This window comes from Enterobacter sp. 940_PEND (assembly GCF_001059415.1).
Lineage (GTDB): Bacteria > Pseudomonadota > Gammaproteobacteria > Enterobacterales > Enterobacteriaceae > Enterobacter > Enterobacter cloacae_M.
This window is the reverse complement of record NZ_JUMS01000093.1, coordinates 54,040-74,524: the sequence shown is the minus strand read 5'-3', so window position 1 is coordinate 74,524 and position 20,485 is coordinate 54,040. Positions and strand designations below refer to the sequence as shown.

Annotated in this window: 21 protein-coding genes; 14 read left to right on the top strand and 7 right to left on the bottom strand. The window is 56.2% G+C overall.

Annotated elements, in window-relative coordinates; translation table 11 throughout:
• Positions 1-16: 16 nt before the first annotated feature.
• The 8 genes from ADJ24_RS12970 to ADJ24_RS12935 all read left to right on the top strand — a co-directional run bounded on the left by ADJ24_RS12970 (position 17) and on the right by ADJ24_RS12935 (position 8,889).
• Entirely contained in the window at positions 17-595 is a 579-nt protein-coding gene (locus ADJ24_RS12970) for a lipoprotein (RefSeq protein ID WP_023310568.1), read from the top strand.
• 46 nt (positions 596-641) lie between these two features.
• Positions 642-2,117 carry a muropeptide MFS transporter AmpG gene (gene ampG / locus ADJ24_RS12965; RefSeq protein ID WP_023310567.1) on the top strand — a complete coding sequence of 492 codons (1,476 nt, stop codon included), beginning with the start codon at positions 642-644 and terminating at the stop codon, positions 2,115-2,117.
• A gap of 477 nt (positions 2,118-2,594) precedes the next feature.
• Positions 2,595-3,542, top strand: coding sequence for a cytochrome o ubiquinol oxidase subunit II (cyoA, locus tag ADJ24_RS12960; RefSeq protein ID WP_014882770.1), 948 nt, complete (start codon positions 2,595-2,597; stop codon positions 3,540-3,542).
• 16 nt (positions 3,543-3,558) lie between these two features.
• Complete coding sequence (cyoB, locus tag ADJ24_RS12955) at positions 3,559-5,550, top strand: cytochrome o ubiquinol oxidase subunit I (protein ID WP_014168864.1); 1,992 nt, start codon at positions 3,559-3,561, stop codon at positions 5,548-5,550.
• Complete coding sequence (locus ADJ24_RS12950; RefSeq protein ID WP_014168863.1) at positions 5,540-6,154, top strand: cytochrome o ubiquinol oxidase subunit III; 615 nt, start codon at positions 5,540-5,542, stop codon at positions 6,152-6,154. The genes cyoB and ADJ24_RS12950 overlap by 11 nt, the downstream gene beginning before the upstream one ends.
• A complete protein-coding gene (locus tag ADJ24_RS12945; protein WP_006176899.1) occupies positions 6,154-6,480 on the top strand; it encodes a cytochrome o ubiquinol oxidase subunit IV in 327 nt (108 codons plus the stop codon). Before ADJ24_RS12950 ends, ADJ24_RS12945 begins: the two co-directional genes overlap by 1 nt.
• A gap of 11 nt (positions 6,481-6,491) precedes the next feature.
• Entirely contained in the window at positions 6,492-7,379 is an 888-nt protein-coding gene (gene cyoE, locus ADJ24_RS12940) for a heme o synthase (protein ID WP_013095848.1), read from the top strand.
• A gap of 148 nt (positions 7,380-7,527) precedes the next feature.
• Positions 7,528-8,889, top strand: coding sequence for an MFS transporter (locus tag ADJ24_RS12935; protein ID WP_023310566.1), 1,362 nt, complete (start codon positions 7,528-7,530; stop codon positions 8,887-8,889).
• A gap of 32 nt (positions 8,890-8,921) precedes the next feature.
• On the opposite strand, the gene ADJ24_RS12930 is transcribed toward ADJ24_RS12935, so the two are convergent.
• On the bottom strand, positions 8,922-9,413 hold the full coding sequence (locus tag ADJ24_RS12930) for a YajQ family cyclic di-GMP-binding protein (RefSeq protein WP_023310565.1): 492 nt from the start codon (positions 9,411-9,413) through the stop codon (positions 8,922-8,924).
• 121 nt (positions 9,414-9,534) lie between these two features.
• On the opposite strand from ADJ24_RS12930, the gene panE reads away from it, so the two are divergent.
• Together panE and yajL are read left to right on the top strand one after the other, a co-directional pair.
• Positions 9,535-10,446: a 2-dehydropantoate 2-reductase gene (gene panE / locus ADJ24_RS12925; protein WP_023310564.1), complete on the top strand. Its 912-nt coding sequence runs from the start codon at positions 9,535-9,537 to the stop codon at positions 10,444-10,446.
• Positions 10,409-10,999 carry a protein deglycase YajL gene (yajL, locus tag ADJ24_RS12920; protein ID WP_023310563.1) on the top strand — a complete coding sequence of 197 codons (591 nt, stop codon included), beginning with the start codon at positions 10,409-10,411 and terminating at the stop codon, positions 10,997-10,999. The genes panE and yajL overlap by 38 nt, the downstream gene beginning before the upstream one ends.
• Positions 11,000-11,062: 63 nt before the next feature.
• Here the strand turns inward: yajL and thiI are convergent, their stop codons facing one another.
• Entirely contained in the window at positions 11,063-12,511 is a 1,449-nt protein-coding gene (thiI, locus tag ADJ24_RS12915) for a tRNA uracil 4-sulfurtransferase ThiI (protein ID WP_023310562.1), read from the bottom strand.
• 191 nt (positions 12,512-12,702) lie between these two features.
• Between thiI and xseB the strand changes: the two genes are divergently transcribed.
• The 4 genes from xseB to ADJ24_RS12895 all read left to right on the top strand — a co-directional run bounded on the left by xseB (position 12,703) and on the right by ADJ24_RS12895 (position 16,770).
• Entirely contained in the window at positions 12,703-12,945 is a 243-nt protein-coding gene (gene xseB / locus ADJ24_RS12910; RefSeq protein ID WP_008503331.1) for an exodeoxyribonuclease VII small subunit, read from the top strand.
• A complete protein-coding gene (ispA, locus tag ADJ24_RS12905) occupies positions 12,946-13,845 on the top strand; it encodes a (2E,6E)-farnesyl diphosphate synthase (RefSeq protein ID WP_023310561.1) in 900 nt (299 codons plus the stop codon). It begins immediately after the preceding gene.
• Between the two features lie 24 nt (positions 13,846-13,869).
• Entirely contained in the window at positions 13,870-15,732 is a 1,863-nt protein-coding gene (gene dxs, locus ADJ24_RS12900; RefSeq protein ID WP_023310560.1) for a 1-deoxy-D-xylulose-5-phosphate synthase, read from the top strand.
• A gap of 63 nt (positions 15,733-15,795) precedes the next feature.
• Complete coding sequence (locus tag ADJ24_RS12895) at positions 15,796-16,770, top strand: aldo/keto reductase (protein WP_023310559.1); 975 nt, start codon at positions 15,796-15,798, stop codon at positions 16,768-16,770.
• Positions 16,771-16,838: 68 nt separating this feature from the next.
• Here ADJ24_RS12895 and thiL read toward each other — a convergent pair whose 3' ends face one another.
• The 5 genes from thiL to nrdR all read right to left on the bottom strand — a co-directional run bounded on the left by thiL (position 16,839) and on the right by nrdR (position 20,444).
• Positions 16,839-17,810 (bottom strand): thiamine-phosphate kinase, encoded by a 972-nt coding sequence (thiL, locus tag ADJ24_RS12890; RefSeq protein WP_023310558.1) that lies wholly within the window; start codon positions 17,808-17,810, stop codon positions 16,839-16,841.
• 77 nt (positions 17,811-17,887) lie between these two features.
• A complete protein-coding gene (nusB, locus tag ADJ24_RS12885) occupies positions 17,888-18,307 on the bottom strand; it encodes a transcription antitermination factor NusB (RefSeq protein ID WP_006809908.1) in 420 nt (139 codons plus the stop codon).
• A gap of 21 nt (positions 18,308-18,328) precedes the next feature.
• Positions 18,329-18,799, bottom strand: coding sequence for a 6,7-dimethyl-8-ribityllumazine synthase (ribE, locus tag ADJ24_RS12880; protein ID WP_023310557.1), 471 nt, complete (start codon positions 18,797-18,799; stop codon positions 18,329-18,331).
• 87 nt (positions 18,800-18,886) lie between these two features.
• Entirely contained in the window at positions 18,887-19,990 is a 1,104-nt protein-coding gene (ribD, locus tag ADJ24_RS12875) for a bifunctional diaminohydroxyphosphoribosylaminopyrimidine deaminase/5-amino-6-(5-phosphoribosylamino)uracil reductase RibD (protein ID WP_023310556.1), read from the bottom strand.
• A gap of 4 nt (positions 19,991-19,994) precedes the next feature.
• Positions 19,995-20,444, bottom strand: coding sequence for a transcriptional regulator NrdR (nrdR, locus tag ADJ24_RS12870; RefSeq protein ID WP_008503337.1), 450 nt, complete (start codon positions 20,442-20,444; stop codon positions 19,995-19,997).
• Positions 20,445-20,485 lie beyond the last annotated feature (41 nt).

Genomic DNA, 20,485 nt, shown 5'->3' with positions numbered 1-20,485 from the left:
CGTTGAGAACCCGAAAATGTTAAAAAAACTCTTCTTTCCGTTGGTAGCCCTTTTTATGCTGGCAGGCTGCGCTACTCCGCCTACCACCATTGATGTCTCACCAAAAATCACCCTGCCTCAGCAGGACCCAAGCCTGATGGGCGTCACCGTGAGCATTAACGGTGCCGATCAGCGTCAGGATCAGGCGCTGGCAAAAGTGACCCGCGATAACCAGCAGGTTACCCTCACCGCGTCCCGCGACCTGCGCTTCCTGCTCCAGGAAGTGCTGGAGAAACAGATGACCGCTCGCGGCTACATGATTGGCCCAAGCGGCGCGGTCGATCTGCAGATCATCGTGAACAACCTGTACGCTGACGTGTCTCAGGGCAACGTGCGCTACAACATCGCGACCAAAGCGGATATCGCCATCATTGCCACCGCGAAGAATGGCAACAAGATGACCAAAAACTACCGCGCCAGCTACTCTGTTGAAGGTGCCTTCCAGGCTTCTAACCAGAACATTGCTAACGCCGTGAACAGCGTGCTGACCGACACCATCGCCGATATGGCGCAGGACACCAGTATTCACGACTTTATCAAGCAGAACGCGCGTTAATCCCGCTCTCTGACCCGGTGCATCACCGGGTCAGTTTTATAAGAACATGTCCAGCCACTACTTACGCATTTTCCAGCAACCGAAATCAGCTATCCTGCTGATCCTCGGCTTCGCCTCGGGTTTACCCCTCGCACTCACTTCCGGCACGCTTCAGGCGTGGATGACGGTTGAGAACATCGATCTTAAAACCATCGGTTTCTTCTCGCTTGTCGGCCAGGCCTATGTCTTTAAGTTCCTGTGGTCTCCGGTCATGGATCGCTATACGCCGCCTTTCCTCGGGCGTCGACGCGGCTGGTTAGTGATGACGCAGATCCTGCTGCTGCTGGCTATTGCGGCGATGGGATTTCTTGAACCCACCACCCAGCTTCGCTGGATGGCCGCGCTTGCGGTGGTGATTGCCTTCTGTTCCGCCTCTCAGGATATCGTGTTCGACGCCTGGAAGACGGACGTGTTACCTGCGGAAGAGCGCGGCGCCGGTGCGGCAATCAGCGTGCTGGGCTATCGCCTCGGGATGCTGGTCTCCGGCGGGCTGGCGCTGTGGCTCGCCGACCGTTACCTCGGCTGGCAGGGCATGTACTGGCTGATGGCCGCCCTGCTGATCCCCTGCATTATCGCGACGCTGTTCGCGCCCGAACCGAGTGACGTCATCCCGGTTCCCCGCTCGCTGGAGCAGGCCGTCGCCGAACCGCTCCGAGACTTCTTTGGCCGCAACAACGCCTGGCTGATCCTGCTGCTTATCGTCCTTTATAAGCTGGGCGATGCCTTTGCCATGAGCCTCACCACCACCTTCCTGATCCGGGGCGTCGGTTTTGACGCCGGTGAAGTCGGCGTGGTGAATAAAACGCTGGGGCTGTTTGCGACCATCGTCGGCGCGCTTTATGGCGGCGTATTGATGCAGCGCCTGACGCTGTTTCGCGCGCTGCTGATTTTCGGCATCCTTCAGGGTGCCTCTAACGCAGGCTACTGGCTGCTGTCGATTACCGACAAACATACGATCAGCATGGCCGCGGCGGTGTTCTTCGAAAACCTCTGCGGCGGCATGGGAACCGCGGCGTTTGTCGCCCTGCTGATGACCCTGTGCAACAAGTCGTTTTCCGCTACCCAGTTCGCGCTGCTCTCGGCGCTCTCCGCCGTTGGCCGGGTGTACGTTGGCCCGATTGCCGGCTGGTTCGTGGAAGCCCACGGCTGGCCAACATTTTATCTCTTCTCGGTCGTGGCTGCCGTGCCGGGAATTTTATTGCTGCTGGTCTGCCGTCAGACGCTGGAATATACCCAGCGGACAGAACATTTTATGCCGCGCACCGAATATCGCCGCGCCTATCGTTTTGCGCTACGTCTGTTAATGGCGGGCTGTATCGCTCTGGCGCTCTGGCTTGTGGTACTTATTATCAATGCCAGCACCTCTCTGGTACTCCCTTTCGAAGCCCTTCTGCTGGACGCAGGCGCCCTGCTGGCTATCGCCGGGATCCTGATCGGAGGTCTGCTTGATTTCATGGCGTTGCGTAAAACGCAGATGACCTGAAGAAAAATGCGAAAGGTTATTTCCCGTTGTAATCACAAACTGAAATTATAACGGTGAAATAGCCGCCAACCGCAAAAAAAATATTTGTTGATTTGTGCGGGATAGGATTTGGAAATTATTGGCTCCCATTCCAAAACGCTATTTTTCATTAAACGATTCAGCATACGAGAGTTTGATTTTTCGTTTTTTAGATGTCTTTTTATTGATAATTAATTGTTAATTTTTTGTTTATTTTCAACAATGGTTATACCAATTGCCCCTTTTAAGGTATGCTTGGGGGTCCTTTCGTTATAAAGCCCATGCCGTGCGGCTTCGGTCATAAAAACCGACATAATTTGCAACACTTGTGACACGTGCGGCAGAACCCGGTAACACCTTCCTGACACAGGCCTAATGATGTTTACAGTAATGTAACCTTCCCGTAAAATGCCCGCACACTTTAAACGCCACCAGACTCCGTGGAATTGAGGTCGTTAAATGAGACTCGGGAAATACAATAAAAGTTTGGGATGGTTGTCATTATTCGCGGGCACTGTATTACTCAGTGGCTGCGATTCTGCACTACTAGACCCCAAAGGACAGATTGGACTGGAACAACGTTCACTGATATTGACGGCTTTTGGCCTGATGTTGATTGTGGTTATTCCTGCCATTTTGATGGCTGTTGGTTTCGCCTGGAAGTATCGTGCGAGCAATAAAGATGCGAAGTATAGCCCTAACTGGTCACACTCCAATAAAGTGGAAGCTGTGGTCTGGACGGTTCCTATTCTGATCATCCTGTTCCTTGCCGTACTGACCTGGAAAACCACTCACGCACTTGAGCCAAGCAAACCGCTGGTTCACGATGAGAAACCTATTACCATTGAAGTGGTCTCCATGGACTGGAAATGGTTCTTCATCTATCCAGAGCAGGGCATTGCTACCGTGAATGAAATCGCCTTCCCGGCGAACACTCCGGTTCAGTTCAAAGTGACCTCCAACTCCGTAATGAACTCCTTCTTCATCCCACGTCTGGGTAGCCAGATTTACGCGATGGCCGGTATGCAGACCAACCTGCACCTGATCGCGAATGAAGCAGGCACCTATGATGGTATCTCCGCCAGCTATAGCGGCCCGGGCTTCTCAGGTATGAAGTTCAAAGCTATTGCGACGCCAGACCGTGCCGCTTTCGACCAGTGGGTTGAAAAAGCGAAGCAGTCTCCAAACACCATGTCTGACATGGCGGCGTTCGAAAAAGTGGCTGCACCAAGCGAATACAACAAGGTGGAGTACTTCTCTAATGTGAAACCAGATTTGTTCAAAGACGTTATTGGCAAATTTATGGATCACGGCAAGAGCATGGACATGACCCAGCCTGAAGGCGAGCACAGCGCGCACGAAGGTATGGAAGGCATGGACATGAGCCACGCGGAAACCGCTCACTAAGGGGCCGAGGAAGAAAATGTTCGGAAAATTGACACTGGATGCAGTGCCCTACCATGAACCGATTATCGTGGTTACGGTGGCTGCAATTATCATTGGTGGCGCGGCCTTACTGGCCCTGATCACTTACTTCGGTAAGTGGAGCTACCTGTGGAACGAGTGGCTGACTTCGGTTGACCACAAAAAACTCGGTATCATGTACTGCATCGTCGGTATCGTCATGTTAATTCGTGGCTTTGCGGATGCGATCATGATGCGTAGCCAGCAGGCACTCGCTTCTGCGGGTGAAGCCGGCTTCCTGCCACCGCACCACTACGATCAGATCTTTACCGCCCACGGCGTTATCATGATCTTCTTCGTGGCGATGCCGCTGGTTATCGGTCTGATGAACGTTGTCGTTCCGCTGCAAATCGGCGCGCGCGACGTGGCGTTCCCGTTCCTGAACAACCTGAGCTTCTGGTTCACGGTTGTCGGCGTTATCCTGGTTAACCTGTCACTGGGTGTGGGCGAATTCGCGCAGACCGGCTGGCTGGCTTACCCGCCGCTGTCAGGAATTGAGTACAGTCCAGGCGTTGGCGTCGACTACTGGATTTGGGCGCTTCAGCTCTCCGGTGTCGGTACTACCCTGACCGGTATCAACTTCTTCGTGACCATTATCAAGATGCGTGCCCCTGGCATGACCATGTTCAAGATGCCGGTATTTACCTGGGCATCTCTGTGCGCCAACATCCTGATTATTGCCTCCTTCCCAATTCTGACCGTCACCATCGCGCTGCTGACCCTGGACCGCTACCTGGGCACCCATTTCTTCACGAATGATATGGGTGGCAACATGATGATGTACATCAACCTGATTTGGGCCTGGGGTCACCCGGAAGTGTACATTCTGGTTCTGCCTGTGTTCGGAGTGTTCTCCGAAATCGCGGCAACCTTCTCGCGTAAACGTCTGTTTGGTTACACCTCTCTGGTGTGGGCAACCGTGTGTATTACCGTTCTGTCGTTCATCGTTTGGCTGCACCACTTCTTCACCATGGGTGCGGGCGCGAACGTAAACGCCTTCTTCGGTATTACCACCATGATTATCGCAATCCCTACCGGGGTGAAGATCTTCAACTGGCTGTTCACCATGTACCAGGGCCGCATCGTGTTCCACTCAGCGATGCTGTGGACTATCGGCTTCATCGTGACCTTCTCCGTAGGTGGGATGACCGGCGTACTGCTGGCGGTACCAGGTGCTGACTTCGTTCTGCACAACAGCCTGTTCCTGATTGCGCACTTCCATAACGTTATCATCGGTGGCGTGGTCTTCGGCTGCTTCGCTGGCGTAACCTACTGGTGGCCAAAAGCGTTCGGCTTCACGCTGAACGAAAAATGGGGTAAACGCGCGTTCTGGTTCTGGATCATCGGCTTCTTCGTAGCATTTATGCCGCTGTACGTGCTGGGCTTCATGGGTATGACCCGTCGTCTGAGCCAGCAGATCGATCCGCAGTTCCACCCAATGCTGATGGTTGCAGCGGGCGGCGCCGTGCTGATTGCCTGTGGTATCGCGTCTCAGCTGATTCAGTTCTACGTGTCTATTCGCGACCGCGACCAGAACCGTGACCTGACCGGTGACCCATGGGGTGGCCGTACGCTGGAGTGGGCAACCTCTTCTCCACCTCCTTTCTATAACTTTGCCATCGTGCCGCAGGTTCATGAACGCGACGCATTCTGGGAAATGAAAGAAAAAGGTGAAGCGTACAAGCAACCTGCTCATTACGAAGAGATCCACATGCCGAAAAACAGCGGTGCGGGCATTGTGATTGCCGCCTTCGCAACGGTATTTGGTTTCGCAATGATCTGGCACATCTGGTGGATGGCGATTGTTGGCTTCGCCGGCATCGTAATCAGCTGGATTGTGAAGAGCTTTGACGAGGACGTGGACTACTACGTACCAGTCCGTGAAGTTGAGAAGCTGGAAAACCAGCATTTCGACGAGATTTCTAAAGCGGGGCTGAAAAATGGCAACTGATACTCTGGCGCACTCAACTGCCCACGCGCATGAGCATGCGCACCACGATACAGGACCGACTAAAGTCTTCGGTTTCTGGATCTACCTGATGAGCGACTGCATTCTGTTCTGCTGTCTGTTCGCGACCTATGCCGTTCTGGTGAACGGCACGGCGGGCGGCCCGGCTGGCAAGGACATCTTTGAACTGCCGTTCGTTCTGGTTGAAACCGCACTGCTGTTATTCAGCTCCATCACCTACGGCATGGCGGCTATCGCCATGTACAAAAACAACAAGAGTCAGGTTGTGTCCTGGCTGGCGTTGACCTGGTTGTTTGGTGCTGGATTTATCGGGATGGAAATCTATGAATTCCATCACCTGATCATGGAAGGCTTCGGCCCGGATCGTAGTGGCTTCCTGTCCGCGTTCTTCGCGCTGGTTGGTACCCACGGTCTGCACGTGACCTCCGGTCTGATCTGGATGGCAGTACTGATGTTCCAGATTTCCCGTCGCGGCCTGACCAGTACTAACCGTACCCGTATCCTGTGCCTGAGCCTGTTCTGGCACTTCCTGGACGTGGTGTGGATCTGTGTGTTCTCTGTTGTATATCTGATGGGGGCGATGTAATGAGTCATTCAAACGATCATGGCGCTTCCCACGGTAGCGTAAAAACCTACATGACAGGTTTCATCCTGTCGATCATCCTGACGGTGATCCCGTTCTGGATGGTGATGAGCGGTTCTGCGTCTAAGCCGGTTATTCTGGGTGCAATCCTGGTGACCGCGGTGATTCAGATTCTGGTGCATCTGGTTTGCTTCCTGCACATGAACACCAAGTCCGATGAAGGCTGGAATATGACCGCCTTTATCTTTACCGTGATTATCATCGCTATCCTGGTAGTCGGTTCCATCTGGATTATGTGGAACCTCAACTACAACATGATGGTTCACTAAGAGCGGCGAGTATGTTTAAGCAATACCTGCAAGTAACGAAACCAGGCATCATCTTTGGCAACCTGATCTCCGTGATCGGAGGGTTCCTACTGGCCTCTAAGGGCAGCATTGATTACACCCTCTTTATCTACACGCTGGTCGGTGTGTCACTGGTTGTTGCGTCCGGTTGTGTATTTAACAACTACATCGACATGGATATCGACAAGAAGATGGAAAGGACCAAAAATCGGGTGCTGGTGAAAGGCCTGATCGCCCCTTCCGTCTCGCTGGTGTACGCCACCTTGCTGGGTATTGCTGGCTTTATGCTGCTGTGGTTTGGTGCTAACCCGCTGGCCTGCTGGCTGGGGGTGATGGGGTTCGTGGTGTATGTGGGCGTCTACAGCCTGTATATGAAACGCCACTCCGTCTACGGCACGCTGATTGGTTCTCTCTCCGGCGCTGCGCCGCCGGTGATTGGCTACTGCGCGGTCACGAACGAGTTCGACAGCGGTGCGCTGATCCTGCTGGCTATCTTTAGCCTGTGGCAGATGCCGCACTCCTATGCCATCGCGATTTTCCGCTTTAAGGATTATCAGGCAGCGAACATCCCGGTTCTGCCGGTCGTGAAGGGCATTTCAGTTGCCAAGAACCACATCACGCTGTACATCATCGCTTTTGCCGTGGCAACGCTGATGCTCTCTCTGGGCGGTTACGCTGGGTACAAATATCTGGCAGTAGCGGCCGCGGTGAGCGTCTGGTGGCTCGGTATGGCGCTGCGCGGTTACAAAGTGGAAGATGACAAAGTCTGGGCGCGCAAGCTGTTTGTGTTCTCGATTGTGGCCATCACCTCGCTGTCCGTGATGATGTCCGTGGACTTCATGGTGCCAGATTCACACAACCTGCTGACTTACGTCTGGTAAGCCAAACAGGTCAATAAAAGGGTGCTTCGGCACCCTTTTTTATTCACTGAATCTACTAATAACGCATGTAATATTTGTTAAATAACCCTTTATTTACCCCGCCCCTTCCCCGCACTACACTATGGCCTGCTTTTGAACTGAGGTGGTAATGAACGATTATAAAATGACGCCAGGCGAGCTACGCGCGACCTGGGGCTTAGGGACTGTCTTCTCGCTACGGATGCTTGGCATGTTTATGGTCCTGCCTGTTCTGACCACGTACGGTATGGCGCTGCAGGGGGCCAGCGAGGCGCTGATTGGGCTCGCGATCGGCATCTACGGCCTGGCGCAGGCGGTCTTCCAGATCCCCTTTGGCCTGCTCTCCGATCGTGTGGGGCGAAAGCCGCTAATCGTCGGTGGGCTGCTGGTCTTTGTGCTCGGAAGCGTGATTGCCGCCCTCTCCCACTCCATCTGGGGGATTATTCTCGGCCGCGCCCTGCAGGGCTCCGGCGCGATTGCCGCCGCGGTGATGGCGCTGCTGTCCGACTTAACCCGCGAGCAGAACCGCACCAAAGCGATGGCGTTCATCGGCGTGAGCTTTGGCGTGACGTTTGCGATTGCCATGGTACTGGGCCCCATCATTACGCACACGTTGGGTCTGCACGCCCTGTTCTGGATGATTGCCGTGCTGGCAACCATCGGTATTGCCTTAACCCTGTGGGTCGTGCCGGACAGCAAGAACCACGTTCTGAACCGTGAATCCGGCATGGTAAAAGGCTGCTTCAGCAAAGTGATTGTTGAGCCGCGCCTGCTTAAGCTGAATTTTGGCATTATGTGCCTGCACATCCTGCTGATGTCGACCTTTGTCGCTCTGCCCGGCCAGCTTGCCGCAGCGGGTTTCCCGGCGGCTGAGCACTGGAAAATCTATCTGGTCACGATGCTGATTTCGTTTGTCTCCGTCGTGCCGTTCATCATCTACGCCGAAGTGAAGCGCAAAATGAAGCGCGTCTTCGTGGGCTGCGTGGCGGTCCTGCTGATTGCCGAAATTGTGCTCTGGGGTGCCGGTCCGCACTTCTGGGAACTGATTGCCGGCGTACAGCTGTTTTTCCTGGCCTTTAACCTGATGGAAGCGCTGCTGCCGTCGCTGATCAGCAAAGAGTCCCCCGCCGGTTACAAAGGTACGGCAATGGGCATTTACTCCACCAGCCAGTTCCTCGGCGTGGCGATTGGCGGCTCGCTCGGCGGCTGGGTGGACGGCCTGTTTGATTCACAAACCGTGTTTCTCGCCGGTGCGCTACTGGCGACGGTCTGGCTGCTGGTCGCCAGCACCATGAAAGAGCCGCGCTACGTGAGCAGCCTGCGCGTGGAAATCCCGGATGATGTGGAAATCAGCGATATGCTGAAGCAGCGTCTGGAAGCCAAAGAGGGTGTGACAGAAGTGCTCATCGTCCCGGAAGAACGCAGCGCTTACGTCAAAATAGACAGTAAAATGACCAACCGCTTCGAAGTCGAGCAGGCGCTCAAAGCGTGAAAAAAAGCCCGGTTAAACCGGGCTTTTTTATATTAATCGCGGAAGTTTTTAAACTGGAACGGTTGCCCCAGATCGCCGCCGCGCACCAGCGCCATTACGGACTGGAGATCGTCGCGGGACTTACCGGTCACGCGAATTTCTTCGCCCTGGATCTGCGCCTGCACCTTCAGCTTGCTGTCTTTAATGAGCTTAACGATCTTCTTCTGCACAGCGCTCTCAATGCCCTGCTTCAGCTTAGCTTCCACAAACCAGTTCTTACCGCTGTGCACAAACTCTTCCGACACATCCAGGGACGTCCCTTCGATGCCGCGCTTTAACAGCTTGGCGCGCAGAATGTCGAGCAACTGATTCACCTGGAAGTCAGACTCGCTCAGCACCTTAATGGTCTTATTTGCGTCGTTCAGCTCAAACGACGCCTCAACGCCGCGAAAATCGAAACGTGACTCAACTTCGCGGGTTGCGTTCTCAACGCCGTTGCGAACTTCCTGGATATCAACTTCGGAAACAATATCGAAAGATGGCATCTTTTCTTCTCCCTTCACTTTTGTTGCGTTGCATAATACCCGCTACGAGGCATAACTCAACAGAAGCTTAGCTGTATAATTAAGCTGTAACACCTGGCGCAGTTGCAGGTGAGGAGGAACAATGAAAATTACGGTGCTCGGATGCGGAGCGCTTGGTCAGCTGTGGCTGACCGCGCTGTGCAAGCACGGACATGAGGTTCAGGGCTGGCTGCGCGTGCCCCAGCCCTATTGCAGTGTAAACCTGATTGGTGAAGACGGAAGCATCTTTAACGAATCCCTCACCGCGAACGATCCTGACTTCCTGGCGCAAAGCGACCTTTTACTGGTGACGCTCAAAGCGTGGCAGGTCTCAGACGCGGTAAAAACGCTGGCCGCGCAGCTCCCCTCCACTTCCCCCATACTGCTGCTGCATAACGGCATGGGGACGCTTGATGAGCTGAAAAACGTCCCGCAGCCCCTGCTGATGGCGACGACCACGCACGCTGCACGTCGCGACGGCAACATCATCGTGCATGTCGCCAGCGGCGTGACGCACATCGGGCCCGCCAGAACTCAGGATGGAGATTACAGCTATCTTGCCGATGTGCTGCAGAAGGTGCTGCCGGACGTCGCCTGGCACAACAACATCCGCCCTCAGCTGTGGCGCAAGCTGGCGGTAAACTGCGTAATCAATCCGCTGACGGCGCTGTGGAACTGCCCGAACGGAGAGCTGAAAAATCATCCGCAGGACGTTGCCATGCTGTGTGCGGAAGTCGCGGCGGTCGTTGAGCGGGAAGGCCTGCATACCTCGGCCGACGATTTGCGCTGCTATGTCGAGCAGGTCATTGAGAGCACGGCAGAAAACATCTCCTCGATGCTGCAGGATGTTCGGGCATTACGCCACACGGAGATCGACTACATCACCGGCTATCTGTTAAAACGCGCCCGCGCGCACGGTATCGCCGTGCCGGAAAACGCCCGTCTGTATGACCTGGTTAAACGTAAGGAGAGTGAATATGAGCGCGTCAGCACTGATCTGCCTCGCCCCTGGTAGCGAAGAGATGGAAGCGGTCACCACCATTGATTTGATGGTGCGCGGCGGCATTAAGGTCACCACCGCCAGCGTCGCCAGCGACGGTAATCTGGCAATCACCTGCTCGCGCGGGGTGAAAATCCTTGCGGATGCCCCCCTTGTTCAGGTGGCTGACGGCGATTACGACATCATCGTTCTGCCCGGCGGCTTAAAAGGCGCGGAATGTTTTCGCGACAGTCCGCTGCTGGTCGAGACCGTGCGTCAGTTTCATTTATCCGGCCGCATCGTCGCGGCAATCTGTGCCGCCGCCGGAACGGTTCTGATTCCGCACGATATCTTCCCCATCGGCAACATGACCGGTTTCCCGGGGCTCAAGGATACGATCCCGGAAGAGCACTGGGTTGATAAACGCGTCGTCTGGGATCCGCGCGTCAACCTGCTGACCAGCCAGGGGCCAGGCACCGCGATTGATTTTGGCTTAAAGATTATTGACCTGCTGGTCGGGCGCGAGAAAGCGTACGAAGTAGCGTCATCGCTGGTGATGCCTGCGGGGATTTATAATTATTACGAATAGGTGTTCTCCCTCACCCTGTGGGAGAGGGGCGGAGGCAACAGGTCGCCCCCGCCCTGCAATAAACTACGGGCGATACACCTTCACATTCGCAAAGCCCTGCTCGCGCAGATACAGCGCCTGCAGACGGCTCATCACCCCACGCTCACACCACAGCAGATAGGTTTTGCTCTGGTCGAGGTCGCCAAATTTGGTGCTCAGCTTGTAGAACGGCAGAGAAACCACTTCGACGCCTTCAACCTGCAGCGGCTTGTCATCCTGCTCATCAATGGAGCGAATATCCAGAATTGCATCGTTAGCGCCGAAACCGCTCACGGTTTCAACTTCTACGACTTCCTGCTCGGTCTGCTGGGCAATCTCGCGGATGTCGATGTTGGAGGCTTCCTCCACCACTTTTTCCAGAATGCTGAAATCGAAGTTTTCTTCTTCCGCTTCGATCTTCGCCTTCACCGCCTTCACCGTTGGGCTTTTTGAGATCACGCCGCAGTATTCCGGCATGGTACGGGCAAAATCTTCGGTACCGATTTCGCGCGCCAGGTCGATGATGTGCTCTTTGTCGTGGGAGATCAGCGGACGCAGGATCAGCGTATCAGACACGTTGTCGATAAGACGCAGGTTGGTCAGCGTCTGGCTGGATACCTGGCCCAGCGCTTCACCGGTGACCAGCGCCTGCACGCCATAGCGCTCGGCCACTTTGGACGCCGCACGCACCATCATGCGCTTCAGCACCACGCCCATCTGGCCGTCGTCCACTTTTTCGAGGATTTCGCCGACCACAGGTTCGAAGTTGATCGCCACGAAACGCACGCGGTGGGAGCTGCCGAAGCGGTTCCACAGGTAATGCGCGACCTGACGAACGCCGATTTCGTGCGCCGCGCCGCCCAGGTTAAAGAAGCAGTAGTGCACGCGGCAGCCGCGACGCATCAGCATATAGCTGGAAACGCCGGAGTCGAAGCCGCCGGAGATCAGGGACAATACGTCTTCCTGGGTGCCAATCGGGAAGCCGCCGATACCTTCATAGCGCCCTTTCACCAGCAGCAGGCGATCGTTTTCGATCTCCAGGTTCACGGTCACGTCCGGGTTGGTCAGACGAACGCGCGCCGTTTCAACGTGCTGGTTCAAACCGCCGCCGACGTAACGTTCCACTTCAATAGAGCTGAACTCGTGCTTGCCGCGACGCTTCACGCGCACGCAGAAGGTTTTGCCTTCGATCTGATCGCGGTACTGGACCAGCGCTTTCTCGAAGATGTCGTGCATATCGCTGAACGGAACATCTTCCACTTCCAGGATATGGTGGATCCCCGGAATACGGGTCAGCGCGTCGCGAATATCCTGACGTTTATTTTCGTCTTTGGCGCGCACTTCAACGTGGTCCCAGTGGCGCACTACGGCGAGGGTTTCGTCGTAGTGCTTTAATACGTTACGAATGTTCCCGGTGAGAATTTTAATAAAGCGCAAACGCACAGATTGGCTTTTGATGGTGATTTCAGGGAACAATTTAATGATAAACTTCATGGCGGCAATGTTTCTTAGGCAAGCGTATTAAGGCTTGTAATGGAAAAGAGTACAGCAGCCCACACCCGTGGCTGCATCCAGGCGCGCAAGTATACCACCATCGCGCCGCTCCTGTGCACATTGCGCGTTATTTGATAATTGCCCTGAGTCCGTTACCATGTCGGGGCTGAGAATATAAGAGTCAATTCACTATGCCGAAGAAGAACGACGCACCGGCCAGTTTCGAAACTGCGCTGAGTGAACTGGAGCAAATCGTTACCCGTCTTGAGAGCGGCGATCTCCCGCTGGAAGAGGCGCTCAATGAATTCGAGCGTGGCGTGCAGCTGGCGCGCCAGGGGCAGGTCAAACTGCAGCAGGCCGAGCAGCGCGTGCAGATCCTGCTTTCCGACAGCGAAGACGCGAAAACCACGCCTTTCACACCGGACGCCGAGTAAATGGATTTTGCCAACGAGCTTCAGGCGCGTGTCGTACGCGCCAACGACGCCCTGCGCCGTTTTATTGCGCCACAGCCTTTTCAGAACACTCCACTGGTTGAAGCCATGCACTATGGCGCACTCTTGGGTGGAAAGCGCCTGCGCCCGTTCCTGGTGTACGCCACAGGCAATATGTTCGGCATCAGCGATAGCACGCTGGACGCCCCGGCAGCCGCCGTTGAGTGCATCCACGCCTACTCGCTGATCCACGACGATCTCCCGGCCATGGACGACGACGATTTGCGTCGGGGTCAACCCACCTGCCATATCAAGTTTGGCGAGGCGAATGCCATTCTGGCGGGTGATGCCCTGCAAACGCTGGCATTCTCGATTTTGAGCGATGCGCCGATGGCGGAAGTGGCCGACCGCGACCGCCTGGCGATGATCTCCGAGCTGGCAATGGCCAGCGGCGTGGCCGGCATGTGCGGCGGACAGGCACTGGATCTGGAAGCGGAAGGACGTCAGGTTAATCTGGAACAGCTGGAGCGTATTCACCGCCATAAAACCGGGGCGTTGATTCGTTCCGCCGTTCGCCTGGGCGCGCTGAGCGCGGGTGAACAAGGGCGCAAAGCCCTGCCGATTCTGGACAGATACGCAGAAAGTATCGGTCTGGCATTCCAGGTTCAGGATGACATTCTGGATGTGGTGGGCGATACTGCAACATTGGGTAAACGTCAGGGTGCGGACCAGCAGCTTGGCAAAAGTACCTACCCCGCCCTGCTGGGCCTTGAGCAAGCCCAACGTAAAGCCCGGGATCTGATTGACGACGCCCGCCAGTCGCTAAATGAACTGGCCGCGCAATCGCTGGATACCTCGGCACTGGAAGCGCTAGCGGACTATATAATCCAGCGTGATAAATAAACTATATATCTCGATGAGCCTTTGATGAGTTTTGATATTGCCAAATACCCGACACTGGCGTTAGTTGACTCCACCCAGGAGCTACGCCTGTTGCCGAAAGAGAGCCTGCCGAAGCTGTGCGACGAGCTGCGTCGCTACCTGCTCGACAGCGTAAGCCGCTCCAGCGGCCATTTCGCCTCCGGGCTTGGCACGGTTGAGCTGACCGTGGCGCTGCACTACGTCTATAACACGCCTTTCGATCAGCTCATCTGGGACGTGGGCCACCAGGCTTATCCGCACAAAATTCTGACCGGACGTCGCGATAAAATTGGCACCATTCGTCAGAAAGGCGGCCTGCACCCGTTCCCGTGGCGCGGTGAGAGCGAGTACGACGTGCTGAGCGTCGGCCACTCTTCCACCTCCATTTCTGCGGGCATCGGGATTGCCGTTGCCGCCGAGAAAGAGAACAAGCAGCGCCGCACCGTCTGCGTGATTGGCGACGGCGCCATCACCGCAGGGATGGCCTTCGAAGCCATGAACCACGCGGGCGACATCAAGCCGGACATGCTGGTTATCCTTAACGATAACGAAATGTCGATTTCCGAGAACGTCGGCGCGCTGAACAACCATCTGGCCCAGCTGCTCTCCGGCAAGCTTTACTCCTCGCTGCGCGAAGGCGGCAAGAAAGTCTTCTCCGGCGTACCGCCGATTAAAGAGCTGCTCAAGCGTACCGAAGAACACATCAAAGGCATGGTCGTGCCGGGCACCCTGTTTGAAGAGCTGGGCTTTAACTATATTGGCCCGGTTGACGGTCACGACGTGCTGGGCCTGGTGACCACGCTCAAGAACATGCGCGACCTGAAAGGCCCGCAGTTCCTGCACATCATGACCAAAAAAGGTCGCGGTTACGAACCGGCGGAAAAAGATCCGATCACCTTCCACGCGGTACCGAAATTTGACCCGTCGAGCGGCTGTCTGCCAAAAAGCAGCGACGGCATGCCGAGCTATTCAAAAATCTTCGGCGACTGGCTATGCGAAACCGCAGCCAAAGACAACAAGCTGATGGCTGTGACGCCTGCCATGCGTGAAGGCTCCGGCATGGTGGAGTTCTCCAGAAAATACCCTGACCAGTATTTCGACGTCGCCATTGCCGAGCAGCATGCGGTGACGTTTGCAGCGGGCCTCGCCATTGGCGGCTACAAACCGGTTGTCGCTATCTATTCCACCTTCCTGCAGCGCGCCTACGATCAGGTGATCCATGACGTAGCCATTCAAAAGCTGCCGGTACTGTTTGCTATCGATCGTGCGGGCATCGTCGGTGCCGACGGCCAGACGCACCAGGGCGCGTTTGATCTGTCGTTCCTGCGCTGTATTCCGGATATGGTTGTCATGACGCCAAGCGACGAGAACGAATGTCGTCAGATGCTGTTTACCGGTTACCACTATCAGGATGGCCCAAGCGCCGTTCGCTACCCGCGCGGCAATGCGGTGGGCGTTGAGCTTCAGCCGCTGGAAAAACTGCCGATCGGTAAAGGTCTGGTGAAGCGTCGCGGTGAAAAAGTGGCGATCCTGAACTTCGGCACGCTGATGCCAGAGGCGGCTAAAGCGGCTGAAGCGTTGAATGCCACCCTGGTGGACATGCGCTTTGTGAAGCCGCTCGACGACTCTCTGATCCTGAGTATGGCTGAGACGCATGACGTGCTGGTCACGCTGGAAGAAAACGCCATCATGGGCGGCGCGGGCAGCGGCGTGAACGAGGTACTGATGGCGAACCGTAAAGCCGTGCCGGTGCTGAACCTCGGCCTGCCGGATCACTTCATTCCGCAAGGTACTCAGGACGAAGCCCGTGCGGCGATAGGCCTGGACGCCGCCGGTATCGAAGCCAAAATCCGAACCTGGCTGGACTGACCCCTCCCCCTTTTCCGCTCCTGCTATGCTTAAACCTGGTGTTCAAATAGCAGGAGCGGAACCGTGCAATACACAACATTAGGAAAAACGGACCTTAAGGTTTCCCGACTTTGTCTGGGATGCATGACCTTTGGCGAGCCCGATCGGGGAAACCACGCCTGGACGCTGCCGGAAGAGAGCAGCCGCCCGATAATCAAACGCGCCATCGAGGGCGGCATTAACTTCTTTGATACCGCCAACAGCTACTCCGACGGCAGCAGCGAGGAGATTGTCGGCCGCGCCCTGCGCGATTTTGCCCGTCGGGATGATATCGTCGTCGCCACCAAGGTCTACTACCCGGTGGGCGATCTGGCTGAGGGCCTTTCTCGCGCCCAGATCCTGCGCTCCATTGATGACAGCCTCAGACGCCTGAACATGGATTACGTCGATCTGCTGCAAATTCACCGCTGGGATTACAACACGCCAGTCGAGGAGACGCTTGAGGCGCTCAACGACGTGGTCAAAGCCGGGAAAGCTCGCTACATCGGCGCGTCGTCTATGCACGCGTCGCAGTTTGCCCAGGCGCTGGATCTCCAGGCGCAGCACGGATGGGCGCGCTTTGTCACCATGCAGGATCACTACAACCTAATCTACCGGGAAGAAGAACGCGAGATGCTGCCGCTGTGCGATCGGGAAGGCGTGGCGGTGATCCCGTGGAGTCCGCTGGCGCGCGGCCGCCTGACCCGTCCATGGGGGGAAACCACGGCTCGCCTGGTATCGGATGAAGTGGGAAAAAATCTTTATTCCGGTACAGAAGCCAGCGATGCGCTGATTGCCGAACGTTTAGCCGGAATTGCCGACGATACCGGTGCCACTCGCGCCCAGGTAGCGCTGGCTTGGCTGCTGGGCAAGCGCGGGGTCGCGGCACCGATTATTGGAACGTCGCGGGAAGAACAGCTGGATGAGCTGCTGAATGCGGTGGATATCACGCTGTCGCCAGAGCAGATTGCCGAGCTGGAGACGCCGTATCAGCCGCATCCGGTGGTGGGGTTTAAGTAAGCCCTGCCACAGAGAAAGGGAACAAAACACATAGGCCGGGTAAGGCGAAGCCGCCACCCGGCAAAAGCTTACGCGAAGTGATCGTACCCTTTCCAGTCCAGCGTAACGGGCGCGCCGTCTTTCACAAACTTCAGCCCTTCGCTCTCCGGCATGATCTGACCGATGCAGGTAAACTTCGCGCCGAGATGCGCTAACGCCACGTCCAGCGTTCCACGGTTGAGCTCAGGCACCGTGAAGCACAGTTCGTAGTCTTCACCACCGGAGAGCGCCCAGCGCAGGGCCTGCTCAGGCTCCACATGGCGAAGCAGCTGCTCAGACAGAGGGAAGAGATCCAGGTCAACGCGCGCGCCGACGCCGCTGGCCTTCAGGATATGGCCGAGATCGGAGATCAGCCCGTCAGAGAGATCGATAGCCGAGCTTGCCCGTTCGCGCAGCGCCTGGCCGTGCAAAATACGCGGCGTTGGCCGCAGGTGGCGCTTCACCAGATACGCCGCATCGTCAGCGTCTCCAACCGTTAAACGGTTCTGCAGGATCGCCAGCCCGGCCGCGCTGTCGCCCGGCGTACCGGTCACGTAGATCCAGTCGCCGGGTTTTGCACCCGAGCGCTTCAGCGCGCGGCCGAGCGGCACGTAGCCGTGGATCGCCAGCGTCATCGACAGCGGACCGGCAGTCGTGTCGCCGCCAATCAGCTGCATATCGTAATAGCTAAGCTGCTCAAAAAGCGCATCGCTAAAGGCTTCCAGCCAGGCTTCATCTACCTCTGGCAGCGTCAGAGCCAGCGTTAGCCACGCGGGATCGGCCCCCATCGCCGCCAGATCGCTGACGTTAACCGCAAGAGCTTTATAAGCCAGATCGGCAGGATCGATATCCGGTAAGAAATGACGGCCGCACACCAGAGTGTCGGTGCTGATTGCCAGCGTCTGTTTTTCGGGAATATTGAGAAGTGCACAGTCATCGCCGATGCCGGTTTCAACATCAAGACGAGAGGTTCTGACACGGTCGAAATAACGGGCAATCAGGGAAAATTCGCCGCATGCCATACGTTATGCCTCAGCAAATAAAAGAAAAAACCGGAGCCGCACTGCCCGTCAGGCAATGCAGGACTCCGGTTTGCGGATCACTTTTTGTGGGGACGGATCGCAGGTGCTGCTTTATCAAGTACGCCGTTTACAAACTTGTGGCTGTCTTCCGCACCGAAGGTTTTCGCCAGTTCGATCGCTTCGTTAATGGCCACTTTGTACGGCACATCATCACGTTTAGACAGCTCAAACAGCGCGATACGCAACACTGCTTTTTCTACCTGACCCAGCTCTTCGAGCAGACGGGACAGGTATGGCTTCATCAGGCCATCGAGATACGCGCTATTAGTCGCCACTCCCGACAGCAGTTCACGGAAGTACAGAACGTCGACGTCTTTCACGTCCTGTTCTGACAGGAACTGGTATTCAACATCAGCGATGTCGTTCTGGGACAACTGCCAGGAGTAAAGTGCCTGGACGGCACATTCACGGGCGCGGCGACGAGCAGCAGGTTTCACGGAATTCCCCTTACAAAAAAATCAGGCCTTGATGGCTTTCAATACATTGATCATTTCAAGCGCGGTCAGTGCAGCTTCTGCACCTTTGTTACCGGCTTTGGTGCCAGCACGTTCGATGGCTTGTTCAATACTTTCGGTAGTCAGCACGCCGAACGCGACAGGAATTTCAGCATCCTGCGCAACGTGTGCCAGACCGTTGCTTGCACCGCCCGCAACGTATTCGAAGTGCGCAGTGCCGCCACGGATAACGGTACCCAGCGCAATCACCGCGTCATATTTACCGCTTTTCGCCAGCGCGCCCGCCGCCAGTGGCAGTTCGTAAGCGCCTGGGACCCAAACAACGGTAATGTTGTCATCTTTAACCTGGCCGATGCGTTTCAGGGCGTCAATGGCACCTTCCAGCAGGCTGTCGTTGATGAAGTTGTTGAAACGCGCAATGGTGATGGCGACGCGAGCGTCCGGGGTAGCTACAGCAGCTTCAATAATGTTCATACTCTTCCTTTACGGGTTCATTTGGCCCCGCAGGGGGGCGGATTTTATCATAATACTTTACGTACTGCTTCCCTATTTCGGGAGCAATTACGCTGTCGTTAAGTGGAGGCAGACATCCGGACCCACCGGACGAATCTCGCTAAATTTGAGTTGTGGTACATCGGCCAGCTTTTCAAGGCCAGGCAGCACAAACAGGCCGCGCGCGTCGTGGCCTAACAGTTTAGGCGCAACGTAAACAAGCAGTTCATCCACCAGCCCGGCCTGTAAGAGCGCACCGGCGAGCGTTGGCCCCGCTTCAACCCAGATACTGTTCACCTGTTGCTTGCCGAGCAGCATCATCAGCACGACGAGATCCAGATGGCCATTATGCTCCGGCACCGTGATGCTGCGGACGCCTTCCGGCCATGCGCGCGTATCGTCTTTCGTGCGGGCAATCCAGGTTTCCCCCGGCTGCTGGACGATGCGGTGCTCTGGCGTCACGCGGTTCTGGCTATCGATGACAATTCGCAGCGGCTGACGCAGGTTCTCCTGCGGATAAAGGGCCCGGGTATCGGCATTCAGCTCGTCCCAGCGCACGGTCATGGCCGGATCGTCAGCCAGAACGGTTTCACTGCTGGTGAGAATAGCATGACTTTGCGCGCGCAGACGTTGCACATCGCGCCTTGCCTGCGGCGACGTGATCCACTGGCTCTCGCCGTTTGCCATCGCCGTACGACCGTCCAGCGAGGCGCCCAGCTTAAGCTGGATATACGGGAACCCGGTACGCATGCGCTTCAGGAAACCTTTGTTGAGCGCTTCCGCGTCCTGCATCATCAGGCCGTGGCTGACGTCAATGCCTTCCTGCTGCAGACGATACAGACCACGCCCCGCCACCTGCGGATTCGGATCCTGCATCGATGCGACCACGCGAGAAACCCCTGCCGCGATCAGCGCTTCGCAGCACGGCGGCGTCCGCCCGTGATGGCTGCAGGGCTCCAGCGTGACGTAGGCGGTGGCACCGCGCGCCTTCTCGCCGGCCATGCGCAGGGCATGAACCTCGGCATGCGGCTCGCCGGCGCGATAGTGAAACCCCTCCCCCACGATCTCGCCATCTTTAACGATAACGCACCCGACGTTCGGGTTGGGATGGGTGGTAAAACGACCGCGCTGCGCCAGCTTCATGGCTCGCGCCATGTACATCTCATCGTGCATGAGCTTAATCCTGTAAGCGGGCGATCTCTTCGCCAAACTCTTTGATGTCTTCGAAGCTGCGGTAGACCGAGGCGAAGCGGATATAGGCGACCTTATCGAGCTTTTTCAGCTGCTCCATCACAAGGTTGCCGATCATTTTGCTCGGCACTTCGCGCTCACCCAAACCACGAAGGTAAGATTTTATGTGGTTTAACGCCATCTCAACGTCATCCGCGCTGACAGGGCGTTTTTCCAGGGCCTTCAGCATCCCGCTGCGCAGTTTCTCTTCGTTAAACGGCTCACGCACGTCGTTGCTTTTTACCACGCGCGGCATTACCAGCTCTGCAACCTCAAAGGTCGTGAAACGCTCGTTACACACCAGACACTGCCGACGACGGCGTACGGATGACCCTTCGCCCACAAGACGAGAGTCGATGACTTTGGTATCCACAGCGGAGCAGAATGGGCAATGCATACGGTATCCCTGTTATGTGGTTAACTAATTTTCATTTTACC